At 40.4% G+C, this 17922-nt stretch carries 12 protein-coding genes and 2 pseudogenes; 5 read left to right on the plus strand and 9 right to left on the minus strand.

Annotated features, from left to right (window positions below):
• Window positions 1-231 precede the first annotated feature (231 nt).
• The 5 genes and pseudogenes from ACWATR_RS33555 to ACWATR_RS33575 form a co-directional block, all read right to left on the minus strand.
• The gene (locus ACWATR_RS33555) at window positions 232-1806 is read right to left on the minus strand and encodes a hybrid sensor histidine kinase/response regulator (RefSeq protein ID WP_460342618.1); all 1575 of its coding nucleotides are present in this window, start codon (window positions 1804-1806) and stop codon (window positions 232-234) included.
• Window positions 1806-7790, minus strand: a complete 5985-nt coding sequence (locus ACWATR_RS33560; RefSeq protein WP_460342621.1) for a hybrid sensor histidine kinase/response regulator — start codon at window positions 7788-7790, stop codon at window positions 1806-1808. Before ACWATR_RS33560 ends, ACWATR_RS33555 begins: the two co-directional genes overlap by 1 nt.
• A 205-nt stretch (window positions 7791-7995) precedes the next feature.
• Window positions 7996-8232: pseudogene (locus ACWATR_RS33565) on the minus strand (sigma-70 family RNA polymerase sigma factor); the annotation flags it as partial.
• A gap of 152 nt (window positions 8233-8384) precedes the next feature.
• Window positions 8385-9233, minus strand: a complete 849-nt coding sequence (locus tag ACWATR_RS33570) for a tryptophan 2,3-dioxygenase family protein (RefSeq protein ID WP_460342625.1) — start codon at window positions 9231-9233, stop codon at window positions 8385-8387.
• A gap of 83 nt (window positions 9234-9316) precedes the next feature.
• Entirely contained in the window at window positions 9317-9733 is a 417-nt protein-coding gene (locus tag ACWATR_RS33575) for a hypothetical protein (RefSeq protein ID WP_460342627.1), read from the minus strand.
• 518 nt (window positions 9734-10251) lie between these two features.
• Between ACWATR_RS33575 and ACWATR_RS33580 the strand changes: the two genes are divergently transcribed.
• The gene (locus ACWATR_RS33580; RefSeq protein ID WP_460342630.1) at window positions 10252-10449 is read left to right on the plus strand and encodes a DUF2811 domain-containing protein; all 198 of its coding nucleotides are present in this window, start codon (window positions 10252-10254) and stop codon (window positions 10447-10449) included.
• 78 nt (window positions 10450-10527) lie between these two features.
• Window positions 10528-10701 (plus strand): hypothetical protein, encoded by a 174-nt coding sequence (locus ACWATR_RS33585; RefSeq protein ID WP_460342633.1) that lies wholly within the window; start codon window positions 10528-10530, stop codon window positions 10699-10701.
• Window positions 10702-10743: 42 nt separating this feature from the next.
• Here the strand turns inward: ACWATR_RS33585 and ACWATR_RS33590 are convergent, their stop codons facing one another.
• The 4 genes and pseudogenes from ACWATR_RS33590 to ACWATR_RS33605 all read right to left on the minus strand — a co-directional run bounded on the left by ACWATR_RS33590 (window position 10744) and on the right by ACWATR_RS33605 (window position 15617).
• A complete protein-coding gene (locus tag ACWATR_RS33590) occupies window positions 10744-11196 on the minus strand; it encodes a DUF1392 domain-containing protein (protein ID WP_460342636.1) in 453 nt (150 codons plus the stop codon).
• A gap of 287 nt (window positions 11197-11483) precedes the next feature.
• Window positions 11484-13698: pseudogene (gene recD2, locus ACWATR_RS33595) on the minus strand (SF1B family DNA helicase RecD2); the annotation flags it as partial.
• 211 nt (window positions 13699-13909) lie between these two features.
• Window positions 13910-14863 carry a ParB/RepB/Spo0J family partition protein gene (locus tag ACWATR_RS33600; RefSeq protein ID WP_460342639.1) on the minus strand — a complete coding sequence of 318 codons (954 nt, stop codon included), beginning with the start codon at window positions 14861-14863 and terminating at the stop codon, window positions 13910-13912.
• Window position 14864: 1 nt separating this feature from the next.
• Window positions 14865-15617: a ParA family protein gene (locus ACWATR_RS33605; protein ID WP_460342642.1), complete on the minus strand. Its 753-nt coding sequence runs from the start codon at window positions 15615-15617 to the stop codon at window positions 14865-14867.
• Between the two features lie 258 nt (window positions 15618-15875).
• Between ACWATR_RS33605 and ACWATR_RS33610 the strand changes: the two genes are divergently transcribed.
• The 3 genes from ACWATR_RS33610 to ACWATR_RS33620 form a co-directional block, all read left to right on the plus strand.
• The gene (locus tag ACWATR_RS33610) at window positions 15876-16469 is read left to right on the plus strand and encodes a hypothetical protein (protein WP_460342645.1); all 594 of its coding nucleotides are present in this window, start codon (window positions 15876-15878) and stop codon (window positions 16467-16469) included.
• 57 nt (window positions 16470-16526) lie between these two features.
• Entirely contained in the window at window positions 16527-17033 is a 507-nt protein-coding gene (locus ACWATR_RS33615; protein WP_460342648.1) for a hypothetical protein, read from the plus strand.
• A 415-nt stretch (window positions 17034-17448) separates the two neighbouring features.
• Window positions 17449-17922 (plus strand): ParM/StbA family protein (locus ACWATR_RS33620; RefSeq protein ID WP_460342651.1); only part of this gene is annotated, 474 nt, incomplete at its 3' end.

Raw genomic sequence — 17922 nt, forward strand, 5'->3', positions numbered from 1 at the left:
TAGCTGACACCAAGGGCAAAATAGCTTCAAATGCTTATTGTGTCGCTGGAACCATAATATTGCCGTTTTTACGTGCTTATGCTTTAATTCTGTAGCTTAAAGGATAAGTGACATTAAATTACTCAGTTATGCTTCCAGACCCTAACAAATTTTGAGTCTGGTTACAGTGTCACCTACGCTATATTTACCCCAAGTAGTAATTTTGTAATTAGTAAAAGATAGCACTTTAAACTACGTAAACTTAATTAGCGTAGGCGTAGTTAGCCGCAGGCATTGATCTTGAGGAAAAACTTTTTGGTTTACTGATTCTAAAGGGTGTGATCGCATCGGCATTGTAATCATAAACTCTGTTCCCTGACCAGGTGCTGAAATGCACGTTATTTGACCACCATGTTTAGAAACAATAATTTCCTGGCTAATCGACAAGCCTAAACCCGTGCCTCTACCTACGGGTTTTGTGGTAAAGAAGGGGTCGAATAAGCGATCGCGTACTTCCTCTGTCATACCGGGGCCAGTATCGCCAATCCAAATAGTCACAAACTCATTGTCAGTTACTTCGGTGCGAATCCGAATCGTGCTGCGGCAAAAGTAAATTTCTTGGGGCGATCGCTGTTTATCATACTCCTCCAAAGCATCAATTGCGTTCGCCAGTAGATTCATAAACACTTGGTTGAGTTGTCCTGGATAACACTCCACAAGCGGTAGATCGCCATAATCTTTAACGAGTTGAATACCTAGTTGATTAGAACTGGCTTTAAACCGATTGTGCAAAATCAGCAACGTGCTGTCTAGCCCAGCGTGAATATCCACCAGCTTCATTTGGGCTTCATCCACGCGAGAAAAAATCCGTAACGACTGAATGATTTCGCGGATACGATCAGCCCCAACCTTCATCGAACTCAGCAATTTGGGTAGGTCGTCACTCAAAAATTCTAAATCTATCGCTTCAGCCAGTTGTTGAATTTCAGGTAGCGGTGAGGGAGTGTACTTGGCATAGAGATTCAAAAGGTTGAGCAAATCTTGGGTATATTGATAGGCGTGAGTCAGATTTCCATAGATAAAGTTGACAGGATTATTAATTTCATGAGCGACACCTGCCACCAATTGCCCCAGACTGGACATTTTTTCACTATGAACCAGTTGGCTTTGAGTTTCTTGAAGTTGGCGAAAGGCAAGTTCTAGCCGATTGGCTTGTTCTCGATAACGTGCTTCTGATTCCTGCAATGCTTGCTCTGTACAAATGCGCTCTTGGATTTCCTGTTGCAGCAACTGATTAGATTGTCCAAGTGCAGCCGTTCTTTGTTCCACCCGTTCTTCTAACTCAGATGTCAGTTTTAAGAGGGCGTTCTCTGCCTGAGTTCGCTCTTGAATCTCCTGCTCTAGATGCACATTTTGTTCTTGCAGTCTCTTCGTCAGATTTCGGATGCTTAAATGGATTTTGACACGAGCTAAAACCTCTTCATGCTGAAGCGGCTTAGTGATGTAATCCACCGCCCCAAGATTCAACCCTCTGACCTTATCAACCGTCTCAGAAAGCGCCGTCATAAAAATTACGGGGATGTCTTTAGTTGATTCTTGAGCTTTCAAGTGTTCACAAGTTTCAAACCCGTCCATACCAGGCATGAGTACATCTAACAAAATTAGATCGGGGAGAGCATATTCGACCTGTTCAATTGCATCTTCGCCATCCTGCGCCACCAACACTTGGAAGCCAAAGTCAGCCAAGAAATCAAATAATACTCCTAAATTTGTCGGGTTATCATCAACGATTAAGATAATGCTATTTTCAATATTGGAAATACTCATTAATTTACCCCTATATTTTTTAGAATTTCACGAATTTTTTTAACTTGAAAACCTTTAGCTAATTGACGCAACTCTAAAGAAAAAGGTGCATATTTAACATCCACTTCTTCCAAGTGAGTAACTCGCTCCACAATCCGTTTGAGATCGCCTTTCATTGCTAAATTCAACAGAATCGCAATTTCGTCTGCGGAGGGAGCTACCAATGATTGCTGAGAATTTTCTTCTTTGTTACCTTTATATACTTGAGTTTCCCCATCATCATAAATCCATTCCAGTTCTAAGTGATGCCGTAACTTTTCTAAAAGCTCTGTTATGCGGATGGGCTTAGGTAGAAAATCATTGCAACCCGCCTCTCTACTTTTGTTGAGATCGAAATCAAAAACACTGGCAGAAGTGCCAATCACAATCACATTCTTTAGTTCAGGCGAGCGCCTAATGCGACGTGTAGTTTCAAAGCCATTCATTTGAGGCATCATCAAGTCCATTAAGATACAATCTGGATTTAATTCAAATGCCTTATTGAGACAATCTTGACCATCTACTGCTTCGATCATTTCAAATCCTAAAGGTGATAGCATCTTGACTAAAATTGCCCGATTTTCTAGTCTGTCATCTGCCACGATAACCTTCCGCTTCTCGCCTTTAAAATTTTTGATATTTCTTTGCTCTTTTTTGATAACATCAGCGTATTTAGAAACTTCGGGTAAATCTAAATCAAAGAAGAAAACGCTCCCTTTTCCTAAGTTACTCTTTACCTGGATTTCGCCACCCATCATCTGAACTAATTGGCGGGTAATTGCCAGTCCTAATCCTGTTCCTTCTGCTTTGCGATTGTGTTCTCCTACCTGCTGGAACGGCAAAAATATCTCTTCTAATTGTTCTGGTGCCATGCCAATTCCTGTATCTTCCACCTGAAACCGAATTTTACCTTCCTGATAGCCGACTTTGAAAGCTACACCTCCAGTTTCAGTAAACTTAACGGCATTACCCAGTAAGTTAATCAAAGCTTGTCGCAAGCGTTTTTCATCAGCCTTGACACCTATAGGAAGTTGAGTAATTTGTTCAAAAATTAAGCAAATACCTTTTTGTTCGGCGCGGATACGGCAGATTTCGGCAATGCCTTCGAGAAAATCTAGGAAATGAAAATCCGTTAGGTGGAGTTCCATTTTTCTCGCTTCAATTTTAGAGAGGTCTAAAATGTCATTAATCAGGTTCAAGAGGTGGTCGCCACACTGATGAATAATATTCACACCATCTTTTTGTGAGTTAGTTAAACTTTTTTCACGCTTGAGGATTTGGGCGTAACCCAAAATGCCATTAAGTGGTGTTCTCAGTTCATGGCTCATGTTAGCAAGAAAATCACTTTTAGCACGGTTGGCTGATTGGGCAATTTCTTCTGCTTTTTGCAGATGCACATTTTTTTCTTGTAACTCTAAAGTTCGCTCTTGTACTTTGGCTTCTAAGTTAGCGTTGGCTAATTTTAAGTCTTTATAAAGACGAGCATTTTCAATGGAAATCGCTGCTTGAGAAGATAACAGTTGTAATACTTCTAAGCGATCTGATGTAAATGCGCCAATGGTAAGATTATTTTCTAAATAAAGGATGCCACTAAGTTTTCCTTGATGGATGAGCGGTGTACATAAAACCGATTTGGGTTGATGGGTGGCGATGTATGTATCTGTAGTAAATGTTCCTTCGCAAGTTGCATTGCTGAGAACAACATTTTCTTTAGTTCGGGCTACATACTTAATCAGTGAAATTGGTAGCTGCTGACTAGTTGATACTGAAATTCCTTGTAGCACAGTTACATCATTTTTGTCTACTGTTCCTGATGCTTCTATTTGCAAGTCTCCTGATTTTTCTAAAATTAGGTAGCCTGTTTGAGCGCCAGCATTTTCTAGTACAATTGTCATTAATTTAGCTAACAACTTGCCCAAAACTATTTCTCCAGAAAGAGCTTGAGATGCTTTCATAACTGTGGCTAAATCCAGCGAGTCTGAAGCATTTTCACCAGTAGAGCTAATTATCCGAGTCACATTCGTACTGACAGTTTCTCGCTTTGATATCCGAAATAGTTGAGGATATCTTTTTTCCAAGTCTTTGACTTTTGCCTTCGCTCCCCAGCAACCATATCCATAGTAGGCATCGTTGAGATAGGTATTAGCAACTTTCTCTCTGCCACAAGCAAAATAGAACTCTGCTGCTAGTTCTGACGCTAGGGCTTCTTCCTGAATATATCCATGTTCTCTGGCTCCAGTTATGGCTCGGTCATAAAACGCGATCGCTTTGGCATCTTGTTGCAATACTCGTGCCTTCTCTGCTTCCACTAAATCGTATTTATGCTGATAGTTGGCAGGAGAATGTAACGCCCATTGCTTCATTTTTTTCTGATGTGCTACCACTTGGCTGAAATATTGTTGGCGTAGCTTGCCGCCGTAGGCATCGCTTTTTGATGCATTGGGATACAAAGCTAGGAGAGTCAAAGAAGAGTAGAAGTTGTGTTCGGCTTTGTACATCAACGCTCGTCCACCTTGTTCGTATTTTTCTGCCAGTAAGGCATCCTCAACAGCGCGATCGTAATTTTTAAATAAATAACCTAGAATCAGTTTAGAAACATAGATAGGATAAATAGCCATGTAATTATTGCTATTTATCAGAATTGGTAACATTTTATTTTCATCAAAACTTTCGCCAATTAATCGATATGGTTCCGATGTTTTCTTAATTAAATTTAAACCTGTTTGTCGAACTATCTGAGCATAGATAATTTGAAATTCTTGTTTGGTTCTTTGCATTAAAGCAATATAATGCGCCTGTTTTTGGAGAGCTATTTCTAGATTTTCCCCAATAAAAAACAAATGCGTACAATAAAAACAAGCCGAATAAGAAGCATATTCTAAATCTCCTGTTTCCAGCCCTCTTTGGACACCCTCAATTAACGGTTCTATAGTATTAATAGCTGGTTCTTTCCAATGCCTGATAAAATAATTAAATGTTTCATAGATTTTCGCCGTCATTTCCTTAGCATTGAATTGATTTAACAGCTTTAAGCCTAGCTGACCAAATTGATAGCCAGAATCCATGTCTTCAAAAGCGCCACATAGGAACATTCCATAAAGTACATACGCATAAGCTGACAGAGGAGAGTTTCCATCTTTGAGACAGAGATTGGTCATTTTAAAAACGACCTGGGGATAAAGTTCGGGTGCTGCAATATAAACCGGAGGAATCAAATTTATCAAAACTCGCAATGCAGCTAATTTATAAACATCAGTCATTTCTGGCAATTCTATTAAATCCTCAATCCTTTTTCCTCCTAAATTCAATCTAGTCAGTCTTGTTGGGGATTTCGCTGCTAAAGGCAACCCTAGCATTTTCAGCACTTGCATTCCGGTATTTAACGCAGCTTGCATTTGGTTCTTAGCAATATAAAACTGCATTTTTGTCTCGTAGACCTGGACTCGATCGAGCAGGGTTTTTGCTTGTGATAAAACTACATCAGAAAGCATTTCTGCTCGCTCGAAGTTAGTGTTGAGAAATTCTACTGCTGCTGTTTCTACATAGAGGTTGAGTGTCATATCATACTGACACTTCCAACTATCTGCTGCAAGAAGTTCCAAACCTACATTTAAATATTTAACAGATGATTCATACGCTGTTGCTACTTTTGCTTTCTGTCCAGCTATAAGATTGAGTTGAGCCAGTCTATCTTTTTGAGGCTGTTGGGTAATGAATTCAGCACCAACATTTAGTTGATTGACAATTTCAAAAATGTTTTCTTCAATGTCCGTTTCCGAGGTATGTTTGAGTAGCAATTCACCGATTTTTAGGTGAGTCTGTTTTTTCTGGTCATCTGGAATGAGAGAATAAGATGCTTGCTGCACCCGGTCGTGTAAGAACTTATAGGTAATGGGTGATGGCTGATGAGTAATGGGCGATCGCCTGTTCTCAGTCTCCATTTCTTCTGAGTCGAAAACGAGCGGTGTTTTGTAGGAATTATTGAGGGGCATAACCAAACCTGATTGCAGAGCTTCCCACAAATCTGCTGCTGTTTCTGACTGAGTTGTTTTATTAATAATCGCCAATATATCTAAAGTAAATTTGTCTCCAATGCAGGCAGCAAACTTTAATACATTCTGGGTTTTTTCAGATAGCTTTTGAATTTGACTGACCATCAATTCAACGACATTATCAGTTATATTCACTCCCTGAATAAACTCAATATTCCATTGCCAAAAACCGCACTCAAAGTCAAAGTATAACAAGTTATCCTGATAAAGAGATTTGAGTAACTGAGTTAAGAAAAAGGGGTTGCCTTGGGTTTTTGTAAAAACTAACTCAGCTAGCAGTTTTACCTTTAAAACTTCACTACGAAGAGTATCGGCTACTAACTGGTTGACATGATCGCTATCCAAAAGCTGGAGGATAATGTTATTTACGATCGCACCAGTCTGTTGAATCTCCTCCAAGGTCTGAATCAAGGGATGAGTGGCACTGACTTCGTTATCTCGATACGCACCAATTAGCAATAGATATTGGCTATCTGGGTCGGTCATAATTAACTGGATAAGCTTGAGGGAAGCTGAATCCGCCCACTGTAAGTCATCCAGAAACAAAACTAGCGGATGTTCGGGTTGACTAAATACATGAATGAATTGTTGAAACACCCGATTAAATCGGTTTTGTGATTCTGATGACCCTAATTGAGGAACTGCTAGCTGCGGGCCAATAATCCGTTCTAATTCAGGAATAACGTCTATAATTACTTGAGTATTGGAGCCGAGGGCATATATTAATTTTGATTTCCAAACGGCAATTTGGTCATCGGTTTCTGTTAGCAATTGCCGCATCAAATCTTGGAATGCTTGAATTAAGGAAGCAAAAGGAATATTCCGCTTGAACTGGTCAAATTTACCGGAGATAAAATAACCGCGCTGGCGCACAATCGGTTTGTGAACTTCGTAAACTAAGCAAGATTTACCGATGCCTGAGTAACCAGAAACTAGCATCATTTCTGTACTACCAGAACTGACGCGATCAAATGCTTCTAACAAAGTAGCAACTTCTATTTCTCGCCCGTATAGTTTTTGCGGGATAGAAAATTGGCTGTATGAATCTAGTTGACCGACAATAAAGTGGGAAATCTCTCCATCTGTCTTTAACTGAGTCAGACAGGTTTCTAAATCGGCTTTTAGTCCTAGAGAACTTTGATATCTATCTTCAGCAGTTTTAGCTAACAATTTCATGACAATATCAGAAACTGCTGAAGGAATTTTGGGATTGAACTCTTGAGGCGCTATTGGTATTTTTGCAATATGGCAATGAACAAATTCCAGAGGGTCAGCCGCATTAAATGGTAGCGCACCTGTCAGCATTTCATAAAAGGTAACACCTAAAGAATAGAAGTCGGTACGGTAGTCAATTGAACGATTCATTCGTCCAGTTTGCTCCGGTGACATATAGGCAAGAGTACCTTCTAATAAATTGGGATTGCTGATGCTTTGATTTTCTTTTTCTAACCGCGATGCAATACTGAAGTCGATAATTTTAACTTGCCCGGTTTCTGGGTTAATAACGATATTGTCAGGTTTAATATCTTTATGAATAATTTTGGCTTGATGCAGTTGAGTGAGAGTGGATGCTAACTGAATGGCTATTGTGAGAAATTCGGTTAATGATAATTGGCGATCGCTAATATATTTTTTCAGAGATTCTGCACCAAAGTCTGCCAAAATTAGGGCTAGACCGTTATGATGATTTTCTAAAGCTAGAGACTTGACAATTCCTTCTATATCTACTATCGTTTGTGAGATTTTATATTCATGTCTGAGTCGGGTTAGTTCTTCGAGGCTGGGATACTCGGCTTTCAGGGCTTTAATGATCGCAAGAGTTTGATCTGACTGCTTGGAAGCGCGATAAATAACGGTATTGACACCTTCATACAGAGCTTCAATAAAGTTGTAACTGGGAAGAACAGGTATCATTTTTCTAAGCCTAAGTATTAGGATGGACTGGGTATGAGGCTAATAAACGTTATTCACCACTGTCAAATAAAAGGACATTTAGGTGTTGTATTTAGCATTCCCAGCCAGTCCAAAAGTTTTATAAGACTAAATAAAGCTCAACATTTGGAAATATAAGTTTGCACTTAGTGAGAAAAATTGCACAACATTTCCTCAAAACAAGGTTTGTGCAAGATTTTTCTCCAATCGCGCGTGTAATTGACTGCTTAATCCACCAGTAAACATAGGTTGATAGTTTATAGGCTCGGTTGGGATCAAACTTTTCGATTCCCTTTTGTAAATCTAGTGCCCCTTCTTGGAGCAAATCGAGAAAATCTAAATTGTGATTCTGGTACTTTTTAGCGATCGCTACCACCAGCCGTAGGTTAGCAGTCACCATTTTCTGCTTTGCTCGTTTCCCTTGATTTTTAAATATTTGGTATTTGCCAATTAATTTCTGATTGTCCATAAGAAATTAATGCAGAATTAATAGCTGAAAAGGGCTTGCTGCCAAAAAAACCATTGTGAGCAGCAAAAATTCCGTGTTTTCCACAAATAACTAACACTCTGATGCAATTAGAGAATATCTTCTAAACCTGGAAACAGAGGCGCTTCTTCCCGTTCGTATTTAGCTAGATAATCTCTAAAGGATGTACCACCAGTACCAACATCAGCACTAACTATTTTTAGTTGTGTAATTGCCAACCCTAAATGAGATTTATGAAATCGCCTTTGCAAATTATCATAAGCGCTAAAGCACTGAAGAATTGCACTAGCATTTGTATTAGTTTGTAAATTGACTAGACATTCTGCCTGAGAATTACCAGCCGCGCGGTTAATTAAGATTTGATAATAGTAAGTAAGGTTGTGCTGACGATATAATTCAAACCATTGTGCTACCTGTTCACCATAGCGTTGATTAAACTCTATCTCAGCAATATGCAATTTCCCCTCAGCATTTTTAGTACCACCATCCCAGTATTTACAAACCCCACTCATAATTTCTAGATGACGGAACTGAAAAGACTGAAACCCGCTAGTAGGCCCAATACTAGTTCTGAACTCCGCAAAAGCACGCATTGTCGCCAGAATCGGCATCGTTGTATTTACAACTTCGTAAAGACGCAGGATGCGACGAAAGAAATAGCATACCTCTGCCGTATTGCCAATGATCGGATCAGTTGCATCTTGTAGTGCTTGTGCTAAAGTCTTCAAAACTCGTTCCATATCAATAATCATTTGGTGAAAAGCAAGTTCACACATTTGATGCACAGCAATAAATAAATCTTCATCAAGAGATGCCGTCAAAGGCTTTTTACAACTAATTAGTTCCTCGATATTATGGTAATTCCAGTAGTGATTCTCACTAATATCCAAGCTAGGATTAATTAGCGGTAAAGGTTGAAACTTATAAGATTCAGACATATTGATAGATATTGTTACTTTTTTTATTAGCCAAACAATTTTATATTTTTATCTCAAAAATTATGAAAACTGTCGAAATTTGATTAATCTAAATACAATGCTGAACTCTGAAATGCTTCTTCTGGTGTTCCATAAAAAGTACCATTATTAAATAAGCTAGGTTCGTATTTTTCATTACTATAAGTATAAAAAGCCTTTGTCCATTTCTCTTCATTCCCTTTGTACCGCAATCGACACAGATGAATTGGTGTATTCTTGGCTCTCTCTATATATTCTGAGCGTGTTATTTTAAACATTGATAGGTCATAACTGTCTGGTAAAAATGGTTCTTTATAAGCATCTATGTAACAGAAATATCCCTTAAAACGCACATCAATACGTATGTATTTTCCTGCATAATGCTGCTCTGCATAGGCTAATATTCGTTGCTTTGTTCTCTGTTTAACTTGCTCCGGGATTTTTACCCCTCCTGAATGTGGATCGTTTACCCATCCTCTCATGATTAGCTCCTTGGGAATACTGAGGCTGATATTACACTGCAACGGTAGAGATTACAAATCTGAACTTTTTGCAATTCTTATCATTACCTCTACTTTTCCTAGCAGATTCCACAGACTTTCCACAGCTATTTCTGCTGTTTTCCACAGTTGTTTTACAAGATAATCGGCTTCTTTTCACCCAATGGGTATTTTGTCATGTCTGTAGCAATCAGTCTGCTTTACTGAGTTATTATTACGCAACGTAAACAAAACCTACTTCTAACCCTAGCTTTCACGTAATTATTTATTTTTTCTATATTTCTCTTTAACATTTTGCAACATTGACAAACTGAGCCAATCAGCACAAAATAAATCCACTAGCCTTTGCCGCCTGTTCCATTTTCAGCATCAACTGTATAAAAATATTCAGTTGTTAGTGTCAGTGGTTCGGCTAGCATTGAATGGGTGAAACTGTACTGCACTGTATCACCTCTAGCTTGTTGTCCTTATTGATTTGCTTTTTCTGAAGCTTTTTTTATATGAACTCAACCCAAAACATCTTTACTACTCTTCCCGAAACGCTACATCAATCTCTCAATACCTACTTAAAAAAACATCCTGATTGGGATGAACATCGCCTTATTACCGCAGCCATCTCCCTGTTTCTGCTGCAAAATGCTGATGGGGATCGCGGTGTTTCCCAAGTTTATCTCGAAACTCTGTTTCGTCGTGGCTAATGTTATTCCCTAGAAGCCATACTAAATAACAAGGTCAATCAAACTATACACTCAGAAAGATTTTTTCAGTCAGGATTAATGGCAACGAAAAACGAGGTAAAAGCGGAAGCATCTACTATTGTAGGATCGCAACTTTCAGATGCAGCAGAACCCCAACTCGTAGAAAATGCTGAAGATGTGGCTCAACCAATGGAAAATTCCCTGGGTAGTGACGACATCTTAAACTCACTCAAAACTAAAAGGAGCGGGTGATAGTAACCTATAGCCTTATTCTTGAATATCAAATGACAATAATTATACACTAACATTAACTAAATCTACATCAGCAAGCCATATTGTTCTGCTTTGGGCAGATACTTCTTCTAAAGTTGGGGAGCGCCACTCTACCCCATAAAGCCAATTCTCTTTGAGACTAAAAATTCCTTGAATAATACGGCGTGTCGGCTGTTCACCGAAATCAACCTCAACTATGTCCCCCAATCTAAAAGCTGGAGTAGAAACAGTGGACTTTTTTAGTACATTTGTTGTATGAAATTCTTGTTGAGCTAAGTAGAGAGTTTCATTCTGGCAAACAATTGCATAAATCCATTCTTGTCCTGACCACTCAACACCACAGCAATAACCTGACAAGTCTGAGATTGGCAACAAAACTTTTTCTAACATTTCCACTGCTAATGGAGGCATGGTCTTACCCCACCCAGGAGAAATATGCCAACAGGATTCTAAGGCGGTAATTTGGTTAATCATCTGGGAATATAATCCTATTCTTTATATATTCACTCCCTTACATCAGTCTGATCCGGAATATAATTTAAAGGCTTCACTCGCTATAGCCATTTTCTATTTTTAATAGTCAAAACATATTACCAATGTAGTCCTGGATGAAGTAACCTCTGCTGTAACCTTGTGTACCGCCGTTGGTCACGGGGGAACGGCTTAGAAAAAAGGGCAGGCTTATTAGCAACACGACTATCTGTGTGCCCAAACAAATCAACCGAGAAAGCCTGCCCTTTTTTCTCTTCGCCAAATGCGACATCAGTAGAGCGCACCGCCAGAGATATCGCTTTTTTTGCGCCAACCACGATCGCTAACTTCTTGGCACGGGTCAGCCCGGTGTAAAACAGGTTCCGGGTCAACATCATATAGTGCTGCATATAGATTGGCAGAACTATCACCGGATATTCTGAGCCTTGGCTTTTATGAATCGAAATGCTCCAGGCAAGGGCAATTTCATTGAGGTCAGCGTAATCGTAAACCACAGTCCGCTCACCATATTGCACTGTAACTTCCTGCTCGACAGTATCAATGGTGAGGATTATTCCCAAGTCGCCGTTGAAGACTTCTCGGTTGTAGTCGTTGGTTAGCTGAATAATCCGTAGACGCTCTTAGCGGCTTGTCGCAGACATCGCCCTCGCGTAATAAATTCCCACCTCTGTTAATCTCCACCTTGTCGGGGCTAGGTGGATTAATCAACTGCTGCAAGACTGTGTTTAGGTTACGAGTCCCGACTACTCCCCGTGTCATCGGGCAAAGTACCTGGACATCGGTAGCTGGATTAAAACCCAGCCGAGGAATCAAGTCAGTGATGAGTTCACAGATTGCTTGTACACCATGTTCTGGCTGATGACCGCCGCCGTGCCACAGACAATCAGACACCGGATTGTCCGAAATCGGTTCAATCGTGGGATAAATTCCTCGATTAATCTGATGAGCAGCAGTGATAATGGCACTTGTTTGGGCTTGACGAAATACCTGAGTCAACCGCACCACGCGAACTTGTCCCGAATTAATCAGGTCAGCTAGTATTTGACCTGGCCCCACAGATGGCAACTGGTCAATGTCACCCACCAACAATAGTAGAGCGCCAGCTAATACTGCTTTCACCAAGGAGTAAGCCAGAAACAAATCAAGCATCGAAGCTTCGTCAGCGATAATTGCCGTGTGGGGTAAAGGATTTTCGCTATCGCGCTTGAAACCCCTTGAACGGGGGTCAAATTCTAACAATCGATGTATGGTTTTGGCTTCTAGCCCAGTCATTTCACCCAAACGTTGAGCAGCCCGTCCAGTAGGTGCAGCCAGGGCAATAGATTTCCCCATCGCTTTCCACAAACTGACAATTGTGTGAGTTGTGAAGGTCTTTCCAACGCCAGGGCCACCAGTGAGGATCATGATTTTGGAATAAGCTGCTGTTTCTACTGCCAAGCGTTGCTGTTCTGAAAGCTGGATTTTACGGCTAGCGGTAAAACGGTCAATCCAATCACGCACACGCTCAATGTCAGTACCAACAGGCTTTTCTAAACGTTGGCGGATCAGTTGAGCTAAATTCTGTTCTGTATGAAAGTAAGTCGGCTTGTAGCAAAGTAGTGTTTTATCCTCATCCCGCTCTCTAATCAGTTCATCTGTTAGAGCCATGTCTTTGATGATTTGTGCGATCGCTTCTTCTGTGGGCTGGTGAGATTCAGTAGTCAGCAGTTTGATTACCGACTCAATCAATTCGCTTTGTGGCAGGTAACAGTGGCCATCTTCGGCGGCTTCACTTAAACAGTGGATAATCCCCGCACGATAACGAAATTCCGAGTCTGGGGCAATTCCTATATTTCTCGCAATTTTGTCAGCAGTTAGAAAACCAATCCCGTAGATGTCGGCTGCTAGTTGGTAAGGGTTTTTGGTAACTGTAGCGATCGCCTCATCCTTATATTGCTTGTAAATCTTCACAGCATAAGTAGTAGAAACACCATGCCCCTGGAGAAATACCATCACTTCTTTGATGGCTTTTTGAGTTTCCCAGGCGTTTTTAATGAGAGTGATCCGCTTTTTGGCAATACCCTGGACTTCAATCAGTCGTTCAATCTGGTTTTCGATAATGTCCAGGGTTTCTAGCCCAAAATGGGCAACAATACGCTTGGCTGTGACTGGCCCTACACCTTTTATGAGTCCACTGCCCAAATATTTTTCAATTCCGGTGAGAGTAGCAGGTTTAGTTTCTTGGTAATTGATGACTTGGAATTGTGGGCCAAACTGCGGATGATCACGCCAAAAACCCGTAAGCTGTAAAGTTTGACCGGGTTGAATATTAGCAAAGCTACCGACAATTGTTGTGAGTTCGTTGCTTCGGGGGCGCGTCAGCCTTGCCACAGTGTAGCCTGACTCAGCAGAGTAAAAAGTTAAACGTTCTACGACTCCGGTGATTGTTTCGTGTTGAGAAAAGGCACTTACTTGTTGAGGGGAAAGATTAGGGGGAGTGGACATTGCCTGTTAAAATATGCCACACATGATTATATAACTGAAAGTAGAGCTATATAGTACATTTATACTAAATTACTTTGAGATTACAGTAATAGTAGATGATAAAGTCGAAAATACTGCTTTGTTGTACCATACGATGCCTACGGTCGCAAGCTATGCAAGTTAGGACTAAAAGGTTGGTGAAAGTGAAATGTCTTTTACAAAAGTATAGAATTTACTCTAATAAAGCTTCAATTTGCCCCAACAACTTCTCTAAAACTTTTGCTTTATCAGGATCTTCCCAAATTTTAGCTTGCTTAACTCGCTGATAAGTTTCCTTCATGCGATTAGGAAGAACATTCGGCTGAGAAGACTTAGGAGGTTGAACTGATTGAATGTAGCTTTTGATATCTCTTACTGAAAGGTTTTCCTGAATAGTTTTTAGCAGTAATTTATATCGCTGGTCTTCATCTTTTAGTTGAGCGATAATACGCGCTTTAGTGTATTCCAGTTGACCTTGGCGTAAAGTGTCAAGGATATCTTTAGGTAAGTTTAGTAAAGGTAGGCGATGACTACGAAAACTGTCTGGAGTCACCCTACCTATTACTGAAAATATCTTTTCTACCATTTCCCATTGGTTACGAACAACGTTGTTCGTAATTTCTGTTTTTTGCTTTTGGAGGTTAGCAATATGATTCAGTAGGGAAATAACTTCTCCTTGAGAGCATTCCAAGCGGATAGATAGCAGTTGCAAAATAGCTTCAGTTTCCTCAACCGGATTTAAATCTTCCCGTTGCAAATTTTCGAGGAGGGCGACTTGGAAAGCATCTTGGTCATTGAGATGGCGGATAATAACCGGAACTTGTTCCATTCCAAGAGTTTGAGCAGCACGGTAGCGACGTTCACCAGCGATCAATTCATAATTATCGGATTCTAACGGTCGGACAAGCAGTGGCTGCAAGATACCATGTTCACGAATAGAAGCAACTAGGCTTTCCATTCCTTGAGTTGAAAAATAACGCCGAGGTTGATGAGCAGCTAGGTGAATTTGAGTTATTAATAAAGATTGTTCAATAGATTCGTTTTCCGGGAGTTGAGGATTATTGGTAACTCCTACTAAGTCAAGGAATTGCCTGGTTTTGTTCGGAAATTCCATTTCATCTGCCATTGACAAGCGCCGCTTCGCCATATTACTCCTGTTTTGCCATTTCCCAGGCGATTTCTTGATAAGGTTCAATCAATTTTCTTTCTGTGGTATACCGATGGATTGGTTGACGCGCCAAGTTAGACTCTGGAAACTGAACAGACTTAGGAACTGGTTCAAAAATTTTGACCCCAGGGAGTTTAGTTTTAAGAGTTTTGAGAGCATCTTGGGTCGTGAGTGTACGGTCTGCCATTGTAGGCAAGACTCCTAAAATTTGCAAATTTGGGTGAGTGTCTTCATCACGAAGACTTTCGATAGTTTCCAATAATTGTCGTAAGCCTTCCAAAGCGAAGAACTGACACTGAACGGGGATTAATACTGCATCTGCTGCCATTAGTGCATTTAGAGTCAGCATACCTAAGCTAGGTGGGCAATCAATGAGGATATGAGCAAATTCTTGTCGTAAAGGATTCAATTTCTTTCTCAGGATTCGGCTATTATCTGCCGAGGTCAAAATTTGCTTTTCTCCAGATGCTAGAGATATGTCAGCAGGAATCAGCTTGATTCCGTACTCGGTGTCAATAATAATTTCAGATGCGCTCTGTTTACGATCTGTAAGTACTTCATAAGCAGTCATCTGCCCTGGCTGAATCTTGATTCCTAGACCTGTGGTTAAATTTCCTTGGGGATCAAAGTCAACTACAAGGCAGGAGGAACTTTCTGCTAGCAATCCACTTAGTGCGATAGTAGAGGTTGTCTTGGCTACTCCTCCCTTTTGATTAGTAACTGCGATAATCATATTTTCTTAGTACTATGCGATTTTTGATGAAAAAACATATACATATTAGTTACAGAATGAACTGATTCTATGACAATTTAAGTAGACCACAAAGATTTTCACAAGTTTTACACCAAAGTAATGAAAAACTAATGCTCCAAATTGCTTGTTACCTAAAAAGCTAACTATACTTTCGTTCTGGCGATGAGGAGCGATTTAGTGAAATAAATTGGCGGTTTAAATACACTCATTTCCCAAAGTTCAAGAAAGAAAATTCTAATGAAGTCTACCGAGCGATCACCCAAGCTACCTAAAAAACAATCAAAATCCAACGACCAAAGCCCAAAGCTTGGCCTTGTTGCTTATAAACCAGTAGAGAAACAGCAACCAACCTGTCAGCATCACATAACTCCCAGTGATGATCTGCCGTCAGTTGAGCAGCCATCCCAAGCGGAGGTGATACCTCTTGTAAAGTCAAAGACAAACGCTGCTGAAAAACCGCAACATTTAGAGAAAAGTAAAGCCAAACGTACCTCTGCTGACAAGAAAAAATCAAAATTACCGCAACAACCCAAGCAACAGGGTCAATTGACAAAGAGCGATGAAGAACCAGAATTACCGCCAGAACCCTGTCAGCACATGCAATTTCTTGATTGCAACTCGGAGGTAGGGCGTGTGATATTCGAGTGCTACCACTGCAATTCGGGGATAATCAGCGAGTACACCGGAGATCCTGTAATGGGCGAGTACAAAGGACGAACTTCAGTGATTTTCACAAAGGTGAAATGCCCCAACTGTGAGCAAACAGCGATTAGCCTGCAAGCAAGGGAAGTGCTTTCGACAACAGCGATACCTTCTCCTTGGCAGCAATGATGGCACACTCCCTCTTCAAGAGTGACTGGTAAGAGATATTAACGATTGATAATGCAAATGAGATTTTTTACTTCAATAATAACTGCACTAACAGCACTGACACTAACTAGTTGCAGCACTACTACTGCTGAACAGTATGAAGCTACAGCACTCACCAGTTACACCTGGCAAGTAAAGTATGCCAATGATCTAACTAGTCAACCACAGCCACGCATTGAAACCTTTGCTACTAATTCAGTGTTGAATCGGAATGGATTGAAACCGGCAGGAGCAGTTGTTGGCCCAGATGACCAAGGGCTATGGTGGCCGACTTTACCGCCACGACCAAGCGTTGATGAAGTTGAACAACGTAAAAAATCTCAAGAAGAGGCAGGCAAACCTGAATTGATGAAAGATGTTCAGTACAAACTGACCTACGGAGTGGGTAATTTACAGAAGACACTACCTACTAATTATGATGTTTATCGGCAAGTAGTAAAAGCTTACCCCCAAAGAACTCCTTTGCAATTGACTTTGGGCGTGAATGATAATTCAGTCGAGAAAGCTGAACCTGTAAGCAAGTAATAACTCTAAGTTACACAAGAAACAAGAAGTTATAGATCAAGACTGAATTGCTTTTCAACAAAAAACTGACAGTAAAGTATAAATCAAAGAGTCAACAATGATCTAATTTAATTTCTGCTACGTTGATAAAAAAGATTTCAAAAATTCTACATGGGGGTTATATGGGGGCTATATATACCCCAACAATAGTTAAGCATTTTTGAGGTATTTTGACTCCCATATAGCTCCTATATAGGGGCTATATAGGGTATATTTGATTGGCTAGCATTTTGTACCCTACTTAGCCCCCAAGGGGTTATGATAAACTCTTGAGTCTGGAGAAAAAGGGGTAATTATTTTATTCTTCTCTCCCCTGCTCTGGCAAATCACCTGAACAAATAACTTTTACAAATCAAAGCGTATTGACTCGTCCCCTATGTCAAACATTCACACCTTGCAAAAAATTTTTCCTGCGGGTTTCGATAACGGTTACGGAAGTCTTAAACTTTTAGTCGAAGGGTTTGAAGTTATCCGTGTGCCCAGCTATATAAGTAATGCCGAGATGGAAGATGTGCCAGGGCGTGTAGTTTTTAACGGTAGTGCTTACACAGTTGGAGAGTCAGCTTACCGGACAGGGAATTATTTTGACCGCAACACCGACAATAATGAAAACAAAGTCAACAACGCATTATTGACTTTATTGGGTGCATTGGCACATCTCCCACACCGTAAGGCTTGGCACTTAAAATTAGTCGTCAGTTTACATGATGTTGCTCTGGCATCAGAACTACAAAAAGTACTCAATGGAGAATATCAGCCAATACTTGCTGGCAAACAATCAGATGTAAAGGTAGAAGTCCTGAAAGTTGTACTAGAGGGGATGGGTGCATTGTTTGGGCATCCACTACCG

Source organism: Nostoc sp. UIC 10890, from assembly GCF_054786515.1.